Here is a 19,738-nt window from a genome sequence, read left to right on the forward strand (position 1 = left end):
AAGCACTGGGGTGAATTTCATGAAGGAAAAATCCCATTCTGGACCTGTAAAAGCCGCTACAATGAAAAATCAGAAAAGTAGGGAATCATATGTATTGGATTTATACATTGAGATGCTCTTATCCGAAATTCAACTTCACTCTGAAAAAGAAAAGCTCCTAAAAAAAATTGACAAAGCGCTTGATGACTATAACAGAGAAACCTTTAACCAGCTAGCTAAGGAATATAAAGAACTGATTAGGCGATTTGGCACATAACTCTAACCAATAAAATCCCTCCTGATATTTAGGAGGGATTTTTATTGGTATTATTTCTGGTCCTGCTTACGCTTTTCTAATTCATAGTCTTCAAGCATAGCAATCCGCTCGAGCATGGTTGGATGGGTATAGCGAAAAATCTTCACAAGTAACGGCGGGTTCACCTGACTAAGTCCAGCTCTTGTCAGCTCTTGAAATGCCGTGATTGCTTCATTTGGATGATCCGTCATATGAATGGCATATCTGTCAGCCCTCATCTCTTGATAACGCGAGACAAAATTAGAAAGTGGGCTCGCAGCAAACATCAACATTGATAACAGCATTAATATAAGTGGAAAGGAACGGATATCACCAACCGCAGGGATTTTTAATACCTCTCCATAGCGGCTGACCAAGAAATTAACTAAACGGTAAATAATATATAGTCCAAAAAACGATAACAATAAATACCCTGCTATGCCAAAGTAAAGATGCTTTTCCACGTAATGAGCCATTTCATGTGCCATGATAAACAAAATTTGATCATCATTTAAACGATTCAATGTCGTATCCCATAAAACAATTCGTGAATTAGAACCAATACCTGTCACATAGGCATTTAAAGAATTGGTTTTCTCCGACATATCCACTTCAAATACATGATCCGCAGGGATATTTGCTTTGCCAGCTAAATCTAATATCTTCGATTCCAGTTCTTTATTTTTCAAAGGGTAAAAATCATTATAAAGCGGATCAATCACAACTGGTTGGATGAACATGGTGAATAGCGTAAACGGAATGGATAATAGCCAAGCATACAGCCACCAACGCTTTTTGCTCCTTTTGATTAACCAATAAAGTACTGAAACAATAATGAACATCATCCCATAATTTAGCCAAAAATCAATTAGTTCATCCTTCATCCAAGAAGGGAAGGATTGGGTTGAAATATGATAGCTTTTGGACAATGAGTAACTGAGATAGCTTAATGGAAAAGTGAACACATAGGCAAAAAAGGAAAGCCAAATCACATAAATTGACGTTTTTAAAATCTTATATTTTGTCGATTGTTCTGCCCATCTCTTGAACGCCTTTGATAACCCAGTAATTATTATTAATAGGTAGAAAAGCCATTCTAATGGAGTAGATAAGAAAAACAATAAATTTCGAATTTTAGAGTAGTCCTCACTTAGCATAAGCTCTCTACCATTTAAAAAGGTGGAAGGATCTGCTTTTGTTCCTTCATACTCAAACGGCATGCTCGTATCAGCGAAATAATATAAGTACCAATAGATAAAAAGCCCATATATTATGTAAGCAAGTATTCCATAAAAGCCAATTTTACGAGCCACTTCATTCCCCCCTAATTCCAATATCCCTTCCTTACATATGAGGAATTAAATTTATTGTACAACCTTTAATAATAGTGTAGTTAAAAAATAAATATTTAGAACATAAAAGGTGACAGGCACCATCCAAATATTGGATGGTGCCTGTCACCACAAGAAGGAATACATCGCTAAGACAGCAATGGATCCTAAAACAACGACTATTACGTTCACCCCAAAAAAGGCAAGAAGAAAAGCAGCTGCAGCACCTAATAACCCGTACCAAATATCATCTTGGATAAATAATACTCCTGGAAAGATAAGTGCCCCTAATGTCGCAAATGGGACATTCTTCAAAACCCCTTGAAGAAATGACGGGAGCTCCTTTCCCTTAAACAGAACGAAAGGAAGCATTCTAGGAAGATAGGTAACGACACCCATTCCAATAATCATCCAAATAACCTCTTTATTCAAGACTACTCCCCCTCTTTAGGCTTCAAGGATTCAATTCCTTCAACAATAATTGCTGATAATAAAGTGGCTGTAACAATTGCCCAGCCAGTGGATAAAATCCCTGTCATTGTAAAAATCGTATTAAAGATTGCAGCTAATACTGCTAAATAGACAACCTTTATACCCGTTTTCATGGATGGGACCAATAACCCTATAAACATCGCATAAAGGGCAACAGACATGCTTTCCTGCAGGGTTTGAGGCAGGTTTGCCCCTATTAAGTGACCCAATCCAGAATTCACTACCCAGCTTGAGTAGGCTACGAGATTTAGACCTATCATATAGCCTGCTGTTACCTTTTCATCTCTTGTAGCAGCAACAGAAAAAGTTTCATCAGTTAGCCCAAAAGAATAGAGAACCTTATGGAGCGTCCGATCCTCTTCCGACTTTTCATTTAATGCAGCCGACATTAAAAAATGTCGAATATTCACGATAAAGGTTGTTAAAATGATTTCAAAGGTTCCCGTTCCTAAGGTTAAGAGAGTTAAAGACATATATTGTGAGGCCCCAGCAAAAACAATCATACTCATTAATATCGTTTCCGTAATGGTGAGCCCTGTTGTTTTTGCTAGTAAGCCAAATGTAATTGCAATAGGAAAATAGCCAATTCCTATACTAACTCCTGACTGTAGCCCCTTCTTAAACTCAGAGTTTTGATTCGATACGACTAACTCTGCCACATAACCACTCCTTACCAGCTTTCAAATTGTATCTTTATCTTTTTACTCATATAAGTGATAATAAAAATTGAAAATTTACAATTTACTAGTTTGTATACTATATTATATATACGTGCGTTATATTATACAATCACCTTGGAGGAAAAAAATGAGTAATATTCAAAAGAATATTGGAGAAAACCTAAAGGATTTACGGCGATTACGTGGGTATAGCTTAGATCAAACCGCACAATTAACAGGAGTTAGTAAGGCGATGCTTGGGCAAATTGAACGAGGAGAATCCAATCCAACCGTAACAACTCTATGGAAAATGGCAACGGGCCTCCAGGTTTCCTTTTCTTCCTTAATCAATGACACCAATGCAAGAGTCTTGTTTGTAGAAAAAGATAAAATTTGTCCTATTATGGATTCGGGTAATTTTTACAGAGTATATCCGATTTTCCCCTTTGACCCTAGAAGGAAGTTTGAAATATTCACCATCGAATTAGAACCAGGATACACTCATCTCTCTGAGAAACATAATGAAGGCGTGGAGGAGTATATTACCGTTACTGTAGGAACTCTTGAAGTTACCATTGGTAAAGAAAAATACTGTGTAAAAAACGGGGACTCCATTCGATTTTCCGCCAATCAAGAGCACACCTATAGAAGCCTAAATGAAGAATTAGCAGTTTATCAGTTAGTCATGTACTATCCCTAAAAGATAAGGAGACTTTATTCCAGTAGGTGCCATGCACAAAGCGGAAATAGTCTCCTTAACTTTTTTCTTCTTATTTTGTTTCTTGCAACACTTTATCTTTTAATGCTCTTCTTAAAATCTTACCGGTTGTATTTTTTGGCAATTCCTCTAAAAACTCAATCGTTTTTGGAATCTTATATTTTGCTAGATGCTCCTTACAATATTCAATCAGTTGTTCCTCAGTTAATTCAGGATTTTTGCTCACAACAAAGCAACTAACCACTTCGCCTTGATTTGGGTCTGGTATTCCTAGTACTGCAACCTCCACAATATCAGGATGATTATAGAAAACTTCCTCTACTTCGCGAGGATAAACATTGTAGCCACCGACAATGATTAAATCCTTTTTACGATCAACAATATAGAAATAACCATCCTCATCCATTCTTGCCATATCGCCTGTATACAGCCAGCCATCACGTATAGTTGCAGCGGATTCCTCTGGCATTTTATAATAGCCCTTCATAACGTTTGGACCACGAACAATTAATTCACCTGCTTGTCCTACAGGAACCTCTTCCCCTAGCTCATCAACTACCTTATTTTCCACATGGATAATAGAGGTTCCAATAGAGCCCGGTTTTCTTGGACGGTCTAATGGATTGAAGCAAGTAACAGGTGCAGCTTCCGATAATCCATAGCCTTCAGAAATCATTACTTTAAACTTTCTCTCAAAATTCTCTAATAAAGCAACAGGTAAGGCCGAGCCACCAGAAATACATAATCTTATAGATTCAAAATCTTGTGGATTTCCTTCACTGTACTGATAAAGGAAGTTATACATAGTTGGTACACCAACAAACACAGTAGACTTATATTCTTTTGCAAGCCTAAAAATTTCCTTTGGACTAAATTTTGGATCAATTAAGACGGTAGCTCCCATCATGAGAGGTGCATTTAATGCAACGGTTAAACAAAAAACATGGAACATCGGAAGAGTAGCAATGACACGGTCATCCTCATTCATTCTGAGGTATTCCCCAACATCTTTTGCATTGCTGTAGATATTTTTATGAGTAAGCATGGCCCCTTTTGGTTTTCCAGTAGTACCAGAAGTATACAAAATAATCGCATTATCATCTTCGTCTAATTCTGGACCAACGTAGCTTAAATCTCCTGAAGCGATGACATCGGAGAATGACTTTAACTTAGGAAAAACACTTAAAGCGGTTATATCTAGATTTCCTTGAGCCTCTTTCCCCTGTGGGGTTTCAAAAATAACGAACTGCTCTACTTTTGGAAGTGCTTGGTGCATTTTTTCGAATAACGGAACTAGTAAATCAAGTCCTAATACAACTTTAACATCCCCATTGTTAATGATGTATCCAATTTCATCTGGAGTATAAATGGGATTCACTGGTATAACCGTTGCCCCAAGCCTTAAAGCCCCATATAAAGCGATAACGAAAAACGGTGAGTTTCCTGATAGTAATGCAATATGATCCCCTTTTTTGACCCCTAATTGCTCTAACCCTGATGCTAGTTTTGTAACTGCCCCATCCAATTCAGCATAAGTACTAGATTGTCCCATAAAGTAATATGCTGGCTTTCCAGCCTTAATTTTCGCTGTCTCATGCAGCTGAGACGAAATATTCATCCTTCCACCCCTTTGTTTTTGAATGAATGTTCATTCACCATTATAAAAAATTTTCTAAATACATTATATTGAAAGAAAATTGATACTTCAATAGAAAACGCTAACAAGAATGAATTTTCACAATTTTATGCATAAAAAAAAAGGATCTGAAGGCTTTGGGCCAACTGATCCCTGAATGGTGACTAGTAGAATAAGTTTAAGAAATCCTCTTTAGAAATATTTCCAAAATAGTAATTAATATCCAAATCCTCTATTCCTTGTTCTAATTCATTTTTCTCATAACGTAAACCAATTAATCTTTGCTCAATATCACTAACATCCCCCACCCCAAAGAAATCACCATAAATTTTACAATTTTCGATAATCCCTTTGTTCACTTCTAGTCTAATATCAATTTGTCCTACTGGGAAACGGTGCGAATTTTGGAGATTAAATTTTGGTGACCTACCATAATTCCAATCCCAGTTTTGATAACGTTGCTTCGAAAGCTCGTGGATGTTCTTCCAATCTTCATCCGTTAAATGATACTGTGGGATATCTTTACTATCATGGAAAATACTCTTTAGTAAAAGACTACGAAACTCTTCAATAGAGATTTTTTCAGGAAGAAATTCTGAGATATTTGCCACACGACTTCGAACCGATTTAATTCCCTTTGACTCAATTTTATCTTTTTTTACCTTAAGAGCAGAAACAACACTATCAATTTCGGAATCAAGCATTAGGGTGCCATGACTGAACATTCGACCTCTTGTGGAGAATTGGGCATTTCCTGATATTTTCCTTCCGCCGACAACAATATCGTTTCTTCCACTTAACTCAGCGTTTACTCCTAATTTATGTAGAGCTTCGATAACCGGCTCAGTAAACTTTCTAAAGTTATGGAAGCTTTCCCCATCATCCTTTGTGATAAAACTAAAATTCAAATTCCCTAAATCGTGATAGACTGCTCCTCCTCCTGAAAGTCTCCTTACAACATGAATTCCATTTTCCTCTACATATTCCGTATTAATTTCCTCAATGGTATTTTGATTTTTTCCAATTATTATGGATGGTTCATTTATATAGAAGAGCAAATAGGTCTCATTAATATCTAAATTTTTTAATGCATACTCCTCAATGGCTAAATTAATACGTGGATCTGTAATATTCTGATTATCTATAAATAACATAAAGCTATCCCCTTTTCTATGCTGATGATCTTTCTTCACTTAAATCTCGATCGTTAACCCATGTGATGCTAAGGCGATTGAACCGGAATACTTCTCAGCTGCTTCTTCCTTTAATCTTGTTAATTCCCCGTAATGAGGTAGATGCGTTAGGATTAATTTATTCACATTTGCTTCAGCAGCTAAATTACCACAATCATAGCTATTCATATGGCCTGCATTCTTCCCATCCTGGTCACCATAAAAATTACATTCGCATAAAAGCAAATCTGCATCCTTACAAAATGGTATTAATTCTGCTTTATAGGATGTATCTGCTGTATAGACAAAGATTTTTCCATCCTTCTCAAATCTCATTGCATAGCAAGGGACTGGATGGTCTGTTTTTAAAAAACGAACGGTGTATGGCCCTAATTGCAGCGGGACATTCGGATCGTAAGCGATACCCGTCATTATATTTTTATGGGATAATTTATTGAATTCCTGTTGATCTTCTGTGTGACCATAAACAGGCAGGCTTTGCATTTCAACACCCAAGAACCCTTTAATCAAACGGGCATACTGAAGCACCCCGATATCAGCGATATGATCTGCGTGATAATGGGAAATTATACCTGCATCAAGATTTTCTGGCTGGATAAAATTTTGCAATTTTGATAATACACCACTGCCACAATCTATTAATAAGGAATATCCATTATCTTCAAGAAGATATCCTGAGCTTGCTTCATTCGCTTCTGGATAACCTCCCCAATGACCAATAATTGTTAATTTCACAATATCTCCTCCTCATTTCTGTCAAGGCCTACTCTTACTATACTAGATTGTGCTAAATTTCTCATTTTTAATGATTGAAAAAATGGAATAAGGGGTTTACAACTTTGCTTTATTGAAAAAAATGGGAGAATATTTTTTCTGTATAGGGAAAAAAGACATTGACAGAGGATAACTGTTATAATACAATTTAATCAACCGAAAACTGTATGAATACACATTTATGTCATCACCCAGGAGGCAAAATCATGCTTGGAAGTATCGTTGATTTTTTCAAGAATTTACCTGCTAAACCATGTTCTAAATGTAGTCAACCCATTGAGGAGCAACATGACTGCTACGGAGATAAATGCAATACATGTTTAGGCTTAACTGATTTATGAGCTTTATTAATTTTGTTACCTCGTTTTTTTAATATTTCCATGTATAGAGTAGTAGATTTACTACTTCTCTACCCTTCCAAACAGTTCCGAGAACTGTAATTTTGATAACCAACCATTCAATTGGGTTGGTTTTTTTTGCCTCATTTCTAATACTTTTCTAAAATTAAAAGGCCACCCTGTGGGCGGCCAATATTATTTGGATAAATGATATTATTTCATTTTTAGATAGTTTAATACTTTTTCAACAGCCGCTTCACCTTGGTCTATGCAATCAGGTATACCTAACCCCTCGTACGAACCGCCGGCTAAAAACACGCCAGGTAATTCTCTATCAAGATTTCTTTTTATAGTTTCTAAGCGCTTTTTATGTCCAACAGTATACTGCGGCATTGCTTCCTTCCAACGACTTACAACAAAAAATTCTGGCTCCATTGTAATGTCCATTGTTTTATTTAAATCCTCTAAAACTACCTTTACTATTTGATCATCTGATAGTTCTACTACTGTTTGGTCCCCAGCACGACCGACATAGCAACGCAATGCAACTTTTCCTTCTGGAGTGGTGTGAGGCCATTTCTTATGATTCCATGTTACAGCAGTAATGGTATAATCGCTATTTCGGGAAACAACAAAACCTGTACCATTTATGTCCTTTTTGACTGCTTCCTTTGGAAACACAAGAGCCACTGTTGCAACAGATGTGGATGGTACACTAGTAAAAGGTTTGAAAAATTCATATTGCGGAAATATTGATGGAACCACTTTATGTGATACCGTTAGCACAACGCTATCAGCTGTCAATACTTCCCCATTATTTAATTGAACATAATATTGTTCCTTTTGTTTTTGAATGTTCTCTACCTTCGTTCCTTTAATAATAGAATGTGGATCTAACTTTGCCTCAATAGCCTCTACAAAGGATTGTAAGCCAGACTTAAAGGTTAGGAACATTCCCTTCTTTTTCTTGCTAGGTTCAGTGCTCTTTTTTGGAGCTGGAGCAGTTTTTTTCATTCCTATAACTAAGCTTCGGTATTTCTGCTCTACTTCATAAAACTGTGGGAAGGTTGACATTAGGCTCATTTGGTCAATGTCTCCGGCATAAATGCCTGAAAGAAGTGGTTCAATCAAATTTTCAACGACTTCATCCCCTAGTCTCCTCCGGAAAAATTCTCCTAATGATTGATCCTCTGCCGGATTTGAACGGGGAAGAAAAAAGTCAGCTGCAGCCCTCATTTTTCCGGGGAAGGAAAATAAGCCAGTTGTCACAAAAGGTGCAATCTGTGTTGGTATTCCCATAATTGAGCCACCAGGCATTGAATAGAGACGTTCTTGGACTAATACAAATGACTTCCCAGTAGAGTTATTGACTAACTCCCCTTCTAAACCAACTTCCTTTGCTAACCGAGAAGCACTTTGTTTTCGTTCAAGAAATGAATCTGGTCCCTTTTCTATTACAAAACCATCTTTTCGAAAGGTTTGAATTTTACCACCAAGTCTTGCTGATGCCTCAACTAGTTTGATATCTAATAACCAGTTATTTTCCCTTGCTTTCTTTTGTAAGTAATAAACTGTTGTTAATCCTGTTATTCCTCCCCCGACTACGACAACCGTTCTTTTTTGTTCCATAATGTTCTTCGCCTTCTTTTCGATGTATTACTCCCTCTATTTGAGAGCCTTTAAGACAACAGTTGCTAAAGCATCAATAAATTCCGGCTTTGCATTTGGCATTTCAGGTCGAAAGTAGCGAACATCTAGCTCTTCTGTAACAACCTTACATTCATAATCATTGTCATACAATACCTCTAAATGCTCTGCAACAAATCCAACTGGGGCAAACACAAATGCTTTATAGCTCTTTTCCTCGAACAATGTTCTTGTTAAGTCCTGTACATCAGGTCCAAGCCAAGGTTCTGGAGTATTTCCTGCACTTTGCCAGCCTATGGCATAATTCTCAATACCCGCACCCTTTGCAATTAATTCAGCTGTTTCTTGTAGTTGATTAGGATAGGGGTCTCCAAGTGATAATATTTTTTCTGGTAAGCTATGTGCTGAGACAATTAAGACTGAATTTTGGCGTTCTTCAATAGTCATCCTGGAATAGGTAGATTTAAGCTGATCCACCCAATATTGAATAAACTTAGGCTCCTTGTACCAGCTTTCGATAGAAGTAATCCTTGGCCCACCTATTTTATCCGACTCCTCCTTTGCACGAACATTATAAGATTTCACGCTAAAGGTTGAAAAATGAGGAGCTAATACTAAGCTTATAGCTTCCTTTATGCCATCATCTGTCATTTTTTTCACTGCATCTTCAATAAATGGCTCAATATGCTTTAATCCGAGATACATTTTAAATTCTATCTCGTCCTGTATTTTATTTAAATGTTGTTCAAGCTTTTCGGCTTGCTCAATGGTAATTTTGCCAAGTGGTGAAATTCCCCCGATTGCCTCATAACGATTTCTTAAATCCTCAAGCATATCAGGGGTAGGCTTACGTCCATGTCGAATATGCGTATAATATCTTTCAATATCTTCTTCTTTATAAGGAGTTCCATATGCCATTACTAATAAGCCCATTTTCCTTTTTGTCATTAATCCACACCTCAAATTTGTATTATCTAGTCCATTATTGTGCCAAAAAAATGTCGAACCTACCAATTTGTTGCTTAATAATCGCAAAAATTATCGGCATAATTTAGCAGAAGAATATTCATGAACGAAGGAGGTGAGTTTTTTTAAGGTTTCTGGATTTACTTGTGGAAATACTCCATGACCAAGGTTAAAAATAAACCCAGGTTGAGACATTCCTTGGTCTAAAATTGCTTTTGCTTTTTCCTCAATGAATTCCCATGGTGCTAGAAGAATGGCTGGGTCAAGATTCCCTTGAACGGACTTATTCACACCCATTTTACGAGCTTGGCTGATTGGGAGTCTCCAATCTAAACCAACAACATCAAGAGGAAGATCATTCCACTCTAGAGCAAGATGACTTGCGCCCACTCCAAACATAATTAGAGGTACATTTTCTTCTTTTAAGGAAGTAAAAATTCGATTCATGATCGGTTTTATGAAGTAACGATAATCTTCGACGTTTAATGCACCAACCCATGAGTCAAAGATCTGTATAGCTTTTGCACCTGCTTTAATTTGAGATTTTACATAAGTTATTGTCATTTCCCCAAGCTTATCCATTAACGCAAACCAAGCTTTAGGTTCAGAATACATGAATGCTTTTGTTTTGTTATAGTTTTTGGAAGGGCCGCCCTCAATCATATAACTTGCTAGTGTAAATGGCGCACCTGCAAATCCAATTAAAGGTACGGATAGTTGTTCCTCTGTTAGGAGCTTAATCGTTTCAAATACATAAGGAACATCCTCTTCAGGGTGGATTTCTCCAAGCTTTTCAACATCTGATAATGATTGAATAGGATTTGAAATAACCGGACCAATTCCCGACTTAATTTCAACATTCACTCCTATTGCTGGGAGAGGAGTCATAATGTCTTTGTAAAGAATGGCAGCGTCCACTCCATAATTCTCCACTGGTAATCTTGTTACATATGCACAGAGCTCTGGTTGATGTGTAATCTCGAAAAGAGTATATTTTTCTTTAATTGCTCGATACTCAGGTTGGGAGCGACCAGCTTGTCTCATATACCATACTGGTACATAAGATGTTTCTTCCCCTCTTGCTGCTTTTAATAAAGTATCATTTATTTCTTTTGCCATGTATTGATAATCCACCTTTCCGAACGTTAAATTTCCCCTTTAATATATTAACAATAAAATAATAACAAGTCTTCTTTTTTTATATTTATTCTAATATAGCCTTTTTCTTCTATGATTGACTAGTGCAGCATTAGAACTGTCAAAAAATAGTCGTTTTTGATGAGACACATTCTTTATTTTTCTTCTTCCATTTCCAATAAAAAGACTTACACACCTTCGTAACCAAATCATATTCTGTTATTACCTAAAATTAGGTATTAGGTCACAATCAAAACTAATAAATCGAAAGGAGGAAGATAAATGATTGTTGAACTAACTGCTCTTCATTGGATTTATGTAGCGTTTATTATTTTTATCATCGGATTTATGGTGATGCGAAGGGATACAACTTTAGTCTGTATCACTGGAATCTTCCTAATTGCAATTACTGCAACAGGTTCTTTGAGTTCATCTGTAAGCAGCGTTTTCACGAGCTTTATATTTGCTATTACCGAGCTTTTATCTACTATCCTCATCATTTCCATCATTGTGGCTATGAGTAAAGTGCTCACAACAACAGGAATAAATGATGTCATGATCTCCCCATTTGCTAAATTAATTCGAACACCGGCACTTGCTTATTGGGTTATTGGGATTCTTATGATGGTGATTTCTTGGTTCTTCTGGCCTTCACCAGCTGTCGCACTACTTGGTGCCGTTCTTTTACCAGTTGCCCTTCGTGTAGGGCTCCCAGCTCTTGGCGTTGCCATGGCGATGAACCTATTTGGTCACGGTATTGCTTTATCTGGAGACTTCGTTATTCAGGCCGCCCCAAAGCTAACCGCTGATGCTGCTGGTTTACCTGTTCAATCGGTTTTAAATGCAAGCATCCCGCTTGTCATTGTAATGGGGGTTGTAACCACCTTTACCGCTTTCTTTCTACTAAAAAGGGATATGAAGCTTGGAAAGCTTTCAGTGAACCAAAATCAAGCTTCAAATTCAACTTCAATTGAAACAGTCACTACTTCTAGTTCTTCACCTCAAACCAATCATCTATTATCGACTACACAAAAAAGATTTTTTGCCCTACTCGTTCCAATTCTCTTTATACTTGACGTTGCTGCAATGTTTGTTTTAGATCTTCAAGGTGGAGATGCTACTGCATTAGTGGGTGGTACTTCAGTCTTTATCCTATTATTAATCTCTCTATTCGCCCATAAAAATAGTGGTTTAGAAAAGACAACCAGCTACCTTATTGAGGGATTTCAATTTGGTTTTAAGGTTTTCGGCCCCGTCATTCCAATTGCAGCCTTCTTCTATTTAGGAGACTCTGGTTTTTCAACGATGATTGGTGATTTTCTTCCAAAAAGTTCACAAGGGATTGTAAATGACCTAGGGGTTGCTTTAGCTTCTGTTGTTCCTTTAAGTAAGGAAATAGGAGCCGTAACTTTAACTGCTGTAGGTGCAATTACCGGATTAGATGGCTCAGGATTTTCCGGTATTTCCTTAGCTGGTTCCATTGCAAATTTATTTTCAACAGCGATCGGTGCTGGTGCTGCTACCTTAACTGCTTTAGGCCAAATCGCTGCCATTTGGGTTGGAGGTGGTACACTTGTCCCTTGGGCATTGATTCCTGCAGCAGCCATCTGTAATGTAGACGCATTTGAATTGGCCAGAAGGAATTTAGTACCTGTAGTCATTGGCTTAGTTGTAACCACCATTGTGGCCATGTTTATAATTTAATAGATAATAAGGTTACTTTTTAAGGAGCCAGTCACAACATTCATGTGGTGTCTGGCTTCTTTCATTTATTAGTCGTTCTACACCCAATCATATAAAAATATTATTTTTAAAGAAAACCATCCAATCAATTTTAAAAATGTTATAATATTGGAAATTATTTTTAGGGGGAAAGCGGATGAGAGAAAGGCTTTTTCAAAGGTTAGAGGAACTTTATGATGAAATGGTTTCCATAAGAAGATATCTTCATCAGCACCCAGAGCTCTCCTTTAAAGAGGAAAAGACAGCACAGTACATTATCAATTTTTATGAAAAATTAGGAATAGAAGTCAAAGGTAAGGTTGGTGGAAATGGGGTTGTGGCAAAAATCTACGGAAAGAACCCTGGAAAAACGGTTGCCTTACGTGCAGATTTTGATGCGTTACCTATTCAGGATGAAAAGGATGTTCCATATAAATCCTTAGTTCCTGGAGTCATGCATGCCTGTGGACATGATGGTCATACAGCAACACTTCTTATCTTGGCAAAAGCTCTAAACGAAATAAAAGATGATCTTGAAGGTACATATGTCATGATTCATCAGCACGCCGAAGAGTATGCGCCTGGTGGAGCCATAAGCATGATAGAAGCTGGCTGCCTTGAAGGGGTAGATGCCATCTTCGGTACACATCTATGGGCTTCAGAACCAACTGGGCATATTCAATATCGGTATGGTCCGATAATGGCTGCAGCTGACCGTTTTGAAATTACCGTTCAAGGAAAAGGTGGACACGGGGCACAGCCTCATAAAACAAAGGATGCAATAGTAGCAGCTTCTCAACTAGTTGTTAATCTACAGCAAATCGTGAGCAGAAAGGTTAACCCAGTGGATGCAGCAGTTGTAACCATTGGTTCCTTTGTAGCAGAAAATGCCTTTAATATCATCGCAGATAAAGCAAAATTAATCGGAACAGTACGAACCTTTAAGGAAGAGCTTCGCAGCGAAATTGAAGAAGACATTGATAGAATTGTGAGAGGTACATGCTATACAACCGGGTGTGACTATTCATACAATTATATAAAGGGCTATCCTGCAGTAGTCAACCATGCTAAGGAAACCAGCTTCCTAATTGATTGTGCTACGAGTATTCCAGAGGTAAAAAAGGTCGAAGAGTCCGAGCTTCAAATGGGTGGAGAAGACTTCTCCTACTATTTACAGCATGTTAAGGGAACCTTCTTTTTCACAGGAGCAAAGCCTACGTATACAGATGAAATTTATCCACACCATCATCCTAAATTTGATATTGATGAAGGCGCCATGCTAATAGCAGCTAAAACATTGGGAACAGCTGCTTTAAATTATCATAAATATGAGTAACAAAGGGAGAGGTTAACCCCAATCGGTTACCTCTCCCCTATTTTTAATATCCTCAGCCGATAACAGTTCATGGTCACATTTCCTAAATGTTCAAGCAAATTATAATTAGCATATGCCCCAACTACAGCCCCAATTCCTGGTACGAGTTGAAGCAATTTCACAAAATCTATATAGTCCCGATATTCCTGTTGAAACATTCTCCAATCGACATCAGTTAATTCTTGTTTATGGCTCTCCCAATCCTCAATCACTCGAAAAATTTCCTTCCTCTTTTCATCACTTGAAAACGCCAGTTGAAAAACATGTAGGATAAAAAGTCGCTCCTCATATTCATTTGTATCAAACCCATATATAGAAGCCGCTTCAAACAAAAACTTCATTTTAATAGAAAGAAGAAGGGGAAAATCTGCTAATCCTAAAAAGATTCCCCCAGCACCAGTTCCAGCCCCTTCAAGGGCAGCCGTTTTTTGATAGGTATTTATTTTTTGCTTCACTTGTTCATCCATTTCAAAAAGTGAAAATACTCCATCCTTCTTTTTCGTTATAAAATTAGATCCAACTAAGGTCGCCTTAACCATGTTTTTAATACTCTCCGTAACGACATGATGCACCTTTTCAGGAATGACTTCATTGATCTTTCTCTGAGCCTTTTTAGAAAGTCGGTTCAATAGACTAGAACGTTTCAGGATATCACTTCTCCAGATGTCAACCTCTTCTTGTATCATGCGTTCATACTCGTTCATTGAATCATCACCCTTTTTCCAATCTAACCTATATACGGGTGGATTAAAGATATGTTTCAAATCATTCCATCCATTTTAGAAGTTGAATTATTGTCACCCCTACAGGCTTGTACAAAAAAGGTTCCCACAAGTGAGAACCTACATGGTTTTAATTATCCTACTTTTACCATAAACATGAACGAAAGCATAACTGAATAACAAGCCAATGGCGAGCATCGCCAACCCTGTCTCCCAACGCCCCTGTATAAATGGAGCGAGGGAAATCAATAATGCCTGAATGCTTAACACATTGGACAACAGCTTAAGAAATGTTGATAACTTTTCGCTCTCTTTCACTGGATACAATTGAATCCATAATTTATTTTGATAATGGTTCCAAAGCGGCAGAAGCTGAAAACCAGTCAAATAGATAAAAAGGATTGTAAAAAAGATTTGTCCGTATTCATTTGAAATAAAAAACAAGAAGATAAAGCAAATGGCTGTTAACCTTACAAATAATCCAAGATAATCACCCGATCGAATAAAGGTTCTTGAAAATAAATGGGAGTAGGTTTGATTTTGTCCATAACCAATTAATTTAAATATTGGATCAAGCCATATTCTCCTTTTAACCCTATTCCTTAGTTCGGGCACATCTGTAAATAAATTAGCCAGTCTGTAAAAGGCCATCATTCTTCTTTCCTCAATGGAGATCAATAGTTCCCACTTTAGCCCCTTATCCATCGTAGCCCTCTGAAAATAGAGATAGTATAACCCGAATAGGACTAAAACGATTAAAAGGAAAAGCAAATTTGCATTAGAAAAAAGCAAATAAAGAAAAACTCCATTAATCAAATATCTAATGAAAGAGTCCATCGTATGTATATTTGAATCGACAAAAAGTTGTATTCTCCAGCGTATGAGTAAATTTAATCCTTTAATAATGCTCATTAATATAAGAAAATAAAAAAATATGCGGAAGTTTCCGTTATTCACCTTGGCATATAATGGCATAAGAATTCCTAGACCCATGATTAACAAGTAAATATGGACGAGAAAACTAACGATTAGAGAACGCGAAAAATATCCTTTCATTTTGTTTTCCAAAGGTAATAAAAATACACGATCGGCTTCTAATAAAAAGGTATAAATCGGACTATATGTCAAAAGTAAGGATAGCAAAACAGCCATTATGAAGGCGGCAGGAAAACCTGAGGATAATGTTTTGATCCATTCTTGATAATAAAAGGCGGAAGTTCCCAAAAGAAAGAAAAGTACAATAACCAGATGGCCATTAAATATATACTTAAGATATTTCCCTAACTCTCGACTAGATTTTCCAAAACGATCAATCCAAAGCTTCTTCTCATCAAACATAATCTTCTTCCTTCGTTAACTGAATATATAAATCGTCCAATGTTGCATTAGCCATTGAAAATTGCTCTCTTAGTTCATCAAGTGTCCCTTGGGCTCTAACTTTTCCTTCATGCAAAATAACAAATCGGTCACAGTATCTTTCAGCAGTTGCTAAAATATGTGTGGACATTAGAATACCTGCTCCATTCTTCTTCCGATCATTCATCATATCTAATAATGATTGAATTCCAAGTGGATCTAATCCAACAAAAGGTTCATCAATAATATAAAGAGAAGGCTGAACTAAAAATGCACACATAATCATGACCTTTTGCTTCATTCCCTTTGAAAAATGAGCAGGAAACCATTTCAGTCTTTTGCTCATGCGGAATTCCCTCACCAAAGCCTCCATACGATTCTGATATTCAGTTTCCTCCAAGCCATAGGCCATGGCCGTTATTTTCAAATGCTCTTCTAAAGTCAGTTCTTCATAAAGAATAGGCGTTTCAGGAATAAAGGTAAATTGCTTACGATATGTATCCTTATCCTTAAGAATAGTACAGCCATTTATAAGGATTTCCCCTTTATTTGGTTCCATTAAGCCAATAATATGTCGAATTGTCGTACTCTTACCGGCTCCATTTAATCCGATAAGGCCGACAATTTCCTCTTCATTTACATCAAATGATACATCCTTTAAGACAGGATTTTTTGTGTATCCACCTGTTAATTCTTTTATTTGTAGCAAAGTCATAAATGAACGTCCTTCCTTAAATAGTATCTTTATTTTATCAAATTGCTTGAACAAAGAATAGTTCTCGAAAGTGGCAGGTCAAATAACGGAAAAATATTTACGCATATTTCTTCATTGATTGGTCATCATAATATTCGAAGGGGAAACAAATGAAAGATGGTCAATCATCTAAATTTGAAATGAGGTGTCTGTGGCAGACAGTAACCTTATAATCTAAGCTTCCTTTACGTTTCTACAAGGGGATGGTTGCATTGCACATGAATTGCAGAAAAACCGTAGATCTGAAACACCATTAATTATTTCAAATCAATTTTGAGATGAGGTGTTCATCAAAGACTTATCATCCTAGCTTTATACGTTCTTAAGTAACATATAAAGAAACAAGGGGATGGTTAGCTTGAACAAAGGATCGCATTCTCAGAAAAGAACACAAATCATTTTAATAAAAAAATGAGGTGTTTACAAAAGAGAATTAACCTGAAATAGAACGTAGTGAAAATAGGAGCATTCCCCTTCATGAATGGCAGGATTCTACACGGATCCTGCCTTCATATTTTTCTCCTTAACCATGACATGTACTCCTTCTTATGATAAAATAATTAGAAAATATTGGCTGTCATATATGAGGAAAGGGTGGATAAAATGAGCGATTGTATTTTTTGTAAAATAATTAATGGTGAAATACCTGCTGCTAAGGTTTACGAGGATGAGAACGTGTTGGCTTTTATCGATATTAGCCAGGTAACAAAGGGGCACACCCTAGTTATACCAAAAGTACATAAGGAAAATATATACGAATTAACTCCGGAAATTTCTAAAAATATATTTGAGGTTATCCCTAAAATTGCAAATGGAATAAATAAAGCATATCAACCCATTGGCTTGAATCTTGTTAATAATAATGGTGAAGCTGCTGGTCAAACCGTTTTCCATTATCATGTTCACCTCCTCCCACGTTACGGCAAAGGTGATGGTTTTGGAGCTGTTTGGAAAACTCACGAATCAGAATACACTCCTGAAGAATTACAAACTATTGCAAAAGAAATTAATAAATCCATCTAAAGTTATAAGGCTATCCTTAGGGTGCCTGGTGTCCACAAAACAATCCTTCCTAATAAAGATTGCTTTTGTAGATATCAGGTACTTTTTTTTCGAAATATCCTGATGTTTGGAATTGAAAACAACCTATCGTTTGAAGCTAATTATTAACATTTTCTAAATGTTCAAATTTTTCACTTTACAATCGGTCGTTTTCTGATAGGATAATACTATTAATAGGTTAAAAATAAATAATTTGCTCCTTAAATCCGAATAAAATTGTTATTTTTATCCCAAATAATCGTTTTTTATAAAAAAATCATTATTATTTCTGCATATATATTCTCTGATAAAGAAAAATTTTATGGTTAGCCACACTTTATTTAAGTGTTTTTATTTTTTATAAACCAAATAACTGGGGGAGATCTCACAATGGAACGCGCACTTAATTTTAATGCTGGTCCAGCAGCATTACCAAAGGAAGTCTTACTTGAAGCGCAAAAGAACATGTTAAATTTCAATGGTACGGGAATGGGAGTAATGGAATTAAGCCATCGAAGCAAGCCGTATGAAGAAGTCCATCACAGTGCAAAGGCATTGTTAAAACAGCTACTTAACATTTCAGATGATTATGATGTGCTTTTCCTTCAAGGCGGGGCAAGTCTTCAATTTTCAATGATTCCAATGAATCTTCTTACTGAAGACAAAATCGGCTGCTATGTGTTATCAGGATCATGGTCAGAAAAAGCCCTAAAAGAAGCACAAAAGATTGGAAGAACTGAGATTATTGCGTCAAGTAAAGAGCAAGGATTCAAAGACATCCCAGAACTAAACACTGAGAATATCGATCCAAATGCGGCATATGTGCATATTACTAGCAACAACACAATCTTTGGAACACAGTGGCAAAGCTTTCCTGAGGTAAATGTTCCTCTTGTAGCAGATATGTCAAGCGACATCTTAAGTAGACCATTTGATGTTAATCATTTTGGTCTAATCTATGCAGGTGCCCAAAAAAATCTTGGACCTTCAGGAGTGACAGTTGTTATTATTAAAAAGGATTTGCTCTCCCGTTCAAGTGATCAATTACCTACAATGCTCAACTATCAAATCCAAGCAAAAAATGACTCACTTTATAATACACCTCCAACTTTAGCGATTTACTTACTAAAATTGGTTTTAGAATGGGCAGCCGCTCAAGGCGGAGTTGAGAAAATTGCAAAGGTAAATGAAGAAAAGGCAAAAATCTTATATGATGCAATTGATGAAAGTGAAGGATTTTACATCGGTTATGCAGGTAAAAACAGCCGTTCCAAAATGAATGTAACCTTTAACCTCCAAACGGATGAATTAAATAAAGCATTTTTAGCACAGGCCAAAGAAGCAGGATTTGTTGGTGTCAATGGTCACCGCTCTGTTGGCGGATGCCGTGCCTCAATCTATAACGCAGTACCAATTGAAAATGTTGAAAAATTAGCTAAATTCATGAAGGAATTTAAAGCAAAGTATTAATTTGAAATAGGTTTTTAGGATCACAAAGGAAATTTTCAAAACATTTATTCTTTATTCTTATAACAATATATGATATAATTAGAAAAACTTTTTGCTGTAGGCACTATGCACTGCAGAAGAAGGAAAGATTAGT

The 19,738-nt window shown here is 36.6% G+C and carries 19 protein-coding genes; 7 read left to right on the forward strand and 12 right to left on the reverse strand.

Going from position 1 to position 19,738, the window contains the following annotated elements; genetic code table 11:
- Window positions 1–19 precede the first annotated feature (19 nt).
- Entirely contained in the window at window positions 20–256 is a 237-nt protein-coding gene (locus tag BQ6100_RS09915) for an IDEAL domain-containing protein (RefSeq protein WP_075981510.1), read from the forward strand.
- A 50-nt stretch (window positions 257–306) separates the two neighbouring features.
- Here BQ6100_RS09915 and BQ6100_RS09920 read toward each other — a convergent pair whose 3' ends face one another.
- The 3 genes from BQ6100_RS09920 to BQ6100_RS09930 all read right to left on the reverse strand — a co-directional run bounded on the left by BQ6100_RS09920 (window position 307) and on the right by BQ6100_RS09930 (window position 2,756).
- Window positions 307–1,587 (reverse strand): M48 family metallopeptidase, encoded by a 1,281-nt coding sequence (locus tag BQ6100_RS09920; protein ID WP_075981511.1) that lies wholly within the window; start codon window positions 1,585–1,587, stop codon window positions 307–309.
- Window positions 1,588–1,731: 144 nt separating this feature from the next.
- Window positions 1,732–2,037: an AzlD domain-containing protein gene (locus BQ6100_RS09925; protein WP_075981512.1), complete on the reverse strand. Its 306-nt coding sequence runs from the start codon at window positions 2,035–2,037 to the stop codon at window positions 1,732–1,734.
- A gap of 2 nt (window positions 2,038–2,039) precedes the next feature.
- Window positions 2,040–2,756 carry an AzlC family ABC transporter permease gene (locus tag BQ6100_RS09930; protein WP_075981513.1) on the reverse strand — a complete coding sequence of 239 codons (717 nt, stop codon included), beginning with the start codon at window positions 2,754–2,756 and terminating at the stop codon, window positions 2,040–2,042.
- A gap of 148 nt (window positions 2,757–2,904) precedes the next feature.
- Here BQ6100_RS09930 and BQ6100_RS09935 point away from each other — a divergent pair, with 148 nt between their 5' ends.
- Window positions 2,905–3,456 (forward strand): helix-turn-helix domain-containing protein, encoded by a 552-nt coding sequence (locus BQ6100_RS09935; protein WP_075981514.1) that lies wholly within the window; start codon window positions 2,905–2,907, stop codon window positions 3,454–3,456.
- Between the two features lie 70 nt (window positions 3,457–3,526).
- On the opposite strand, the gene BQ6100_RS09940 is transcribed toward BQ6100_RS09935, so the two are convergent.
- The 3 genes from BQ6100_RS09940 to BQ6100_RS09950 form a co-directional block, all read right to left on the reverse strand.
- A complete protein-coding gene (locus BQ6100_RS09940; RefSeq protein WP_075981515.1) occupies window positions 3,527–5,092 on the reverse strand; it encodes a fatty acid--CoA ligase family protein in 1,566 nt (521 codons plus the stop codon).
- Window positions 5,093–5,274: 182 nt separating this feature from the next.
- Window positions 5,275–6,264 (reverse strand): lipoate--protein ligase, encoded by a 990-nt coding sequence (locus BQ6100_RS09945; protein WP_075981516.1) that lies wholly within the window; start codon window positions 6,262–6,264, stop codon window positions 5,275–5,277.
- Window positions 6,265–6,303: 39 nt separating this feature from the next.
- A complete protein-coding gene (locus tag BQ6100_RS09950) occupies window positions 6,304–7,038 on the reverse strand; it encodes an MBL fold metallo-hydrolase (protein ID WP_075981517.1) in 735 nt (244 codons plus the stop codon).
- A gap of 245 nt (window positions 7,039–7,283) precedes the next feature.
- Between BQ6100_RS09950 and yhfH the strand changes: the two genes are divergently transcribed.
- On the forward strand, window positions 7,284–7,418 hold the full coding sequence (gene yhfH, locus BQ6100_RS09955) for a protein YhfH (protein WP_075981518.1): 135 nt from the start codon (window positions 7,284–7,286) through the stop codon (window positions 7,416–7,418).
- 210 nt (window positions 7,419–7,628) lie between these two features.
- Here the strand turns inward: yhfH and hemY are convergent, their stop codons facing one another.
- The 3 genes from hemY to hemE all read right to left on the reverse strand — a co-directional run bounded on the left by hemY (window position 7,629) and on the right by hemE (window position 11,147).
- Complete coding sequence (hemY, locus tag BQ6100_RS09960; RefSeq protein WP_075981519.1) at window positions 7,629–9,044, reverse strand: protoporphyrinogen oxidase; 1,416 nt, start codon at window positions 9,042–9,044, stop codon at window positions 7,629–7,631.
- Window positions 9,045–9,080: 36 nt separating this feature from the next.
- Window positions 9,081–10,010 (reverse strand): ferrochelatase, encoded by a 930-nt coding sequence (hemH, locus tag BQ6100_RS09965; protein WP_075981520.1) that lies wholly within the window; start codon window positions 10,008–10,010, stop codon window positions 9,081–9,083.
- A gap of 90 nt (window positions 10,011–10,100) precedes the next feature.
- Window positions 10,101–11,147, reverse strand: a complete 1,047-nt coding sequence (hemE, locus tag BQ6100_RS09970) for a uroporphyrinogen decarboxylase (protein WP_075981521.1) — start codon at window positions 11,145–11,147, stop codon at window positions 10,101–10,103.
- Window positions 11,148–11,447: 300 nt separating this feature from the next.
- On the opposite strand from hemE, the gene BQ6100_RS09975 reads away from it, so the two are divergent.
- Both BQ6100_RS09975 and BQ6100_RS09980 read left to right on the forward strand, forming a co-directional pair.
- Window positions 11,448–12,869 (forward strand): hypothetical protein, encoded by a 1,422-nt coding sequence (locus tag BQ6100_RS09975; protein WP_075981522.1) that lies wholly within the window; start codon window positions 11,448–11,450, stop codon window positions 12,867–12,869.
- A 175-nt stretch (window positions 12,870–13,044) separates the two neighbouring features.
- Window positions 13,045–14,223 (forward strand): M20 family metallopeptidase, encoded by a 1,179-nt coding sequence (locus BQ6100_RS09980; protein ID WP_075981523.1) that lies wholly within the window; start codon window positions 13,045–13,047, stop codon window positions 14,221–14,223.
- 26 nt (window positions 14,224–14,249) lie between these two features.
- Here the strand turns inward: BQ6100_RS09980 and BQ6100_RS09985 are convergent, their stop codons facing one another.
- The 3 genes from BQ6100_RS09985 to BQ6100_RS09995 form a co-directional block, all read right to left on the reverse strand.
- On the reverse strand, window positions 14,250–14,966 hold the full coding sequence (locus tag BQ6100_RS09985; protein WP_075983509.1) for an EcsC family protein: 717 nt from the start codon (window positions 14,964–14,966) through the stop codon (window positions 14,250–14,252).
- Window positions 14,967–15,104: 138 nt separating this feature from the next.
- Window positions 15,105–16,322 carry an ABC transporter permease gene (locus BQ6100_RS09990; protein WP_075981524.1) on the reverse strand — a complete coding sequence of 406 codons (1,218 nt, stop codon included), beginning with the start codon at window positions 16,320–16,322 and terminating at the stop codon, window positions 15,105–15,107.
- Entirely contained in the window at window positions 16,315–17,055 is a 741-nt protein-coding gene (locus tag BQ6100_RS09995; protein WP_075981525.1) for an ABC transporter ATP-binding protein, read from the reverse strand. The genes BQ6100_RS09990 and BQ6100_RS09995 overlap by 8 nt, the downstream gene beginning before the upstream one ends.
- Before the next feature lie 642 nt (window positions 17,056–17,697).
- Between BQ6100_RS09995 and BQ6100_RS10000 the strand changes: the two genes are divergently transcribed.
- Both BQ6100_RS10000 and serC read left to right on the forward strand, forming a co-directional pair.
- A complete protein-coding gene (locus BQ6100_RS10000; RefSeq protein WP_075981526.1) occupies window positions 17,698–18,117 on the forward strand; it encodes an HIT family protein in 420 nt (139 codons plus the stop codon).
- Window positions 18,118–18,525: 408 nt separating this feature from the next.
- A complete protein-coding gene (serC, locus tag BQ6100_RS10005) occupies window positions 18,526–19,605 on the forward strand; it encodes a 3-phosphoserine/phosphohydroxythreonine transaminase (protein ID WP_075981527.1) in 1,080 nt (359 codons plus the stop codon).
- Window positions 19,606–19,738: the final 133 nt, after the last annotated feature.

It is taken from the genome of Bacillus massilinigeriensis (assembly GCF_900117315.1).
Taxonomy (GTDB): Bacteria; Bacillota; Bacilli; order Bacillales; family Cytobacillaceae; genus Bacillus_BE; species Bacillus_BE massilionigeriensis.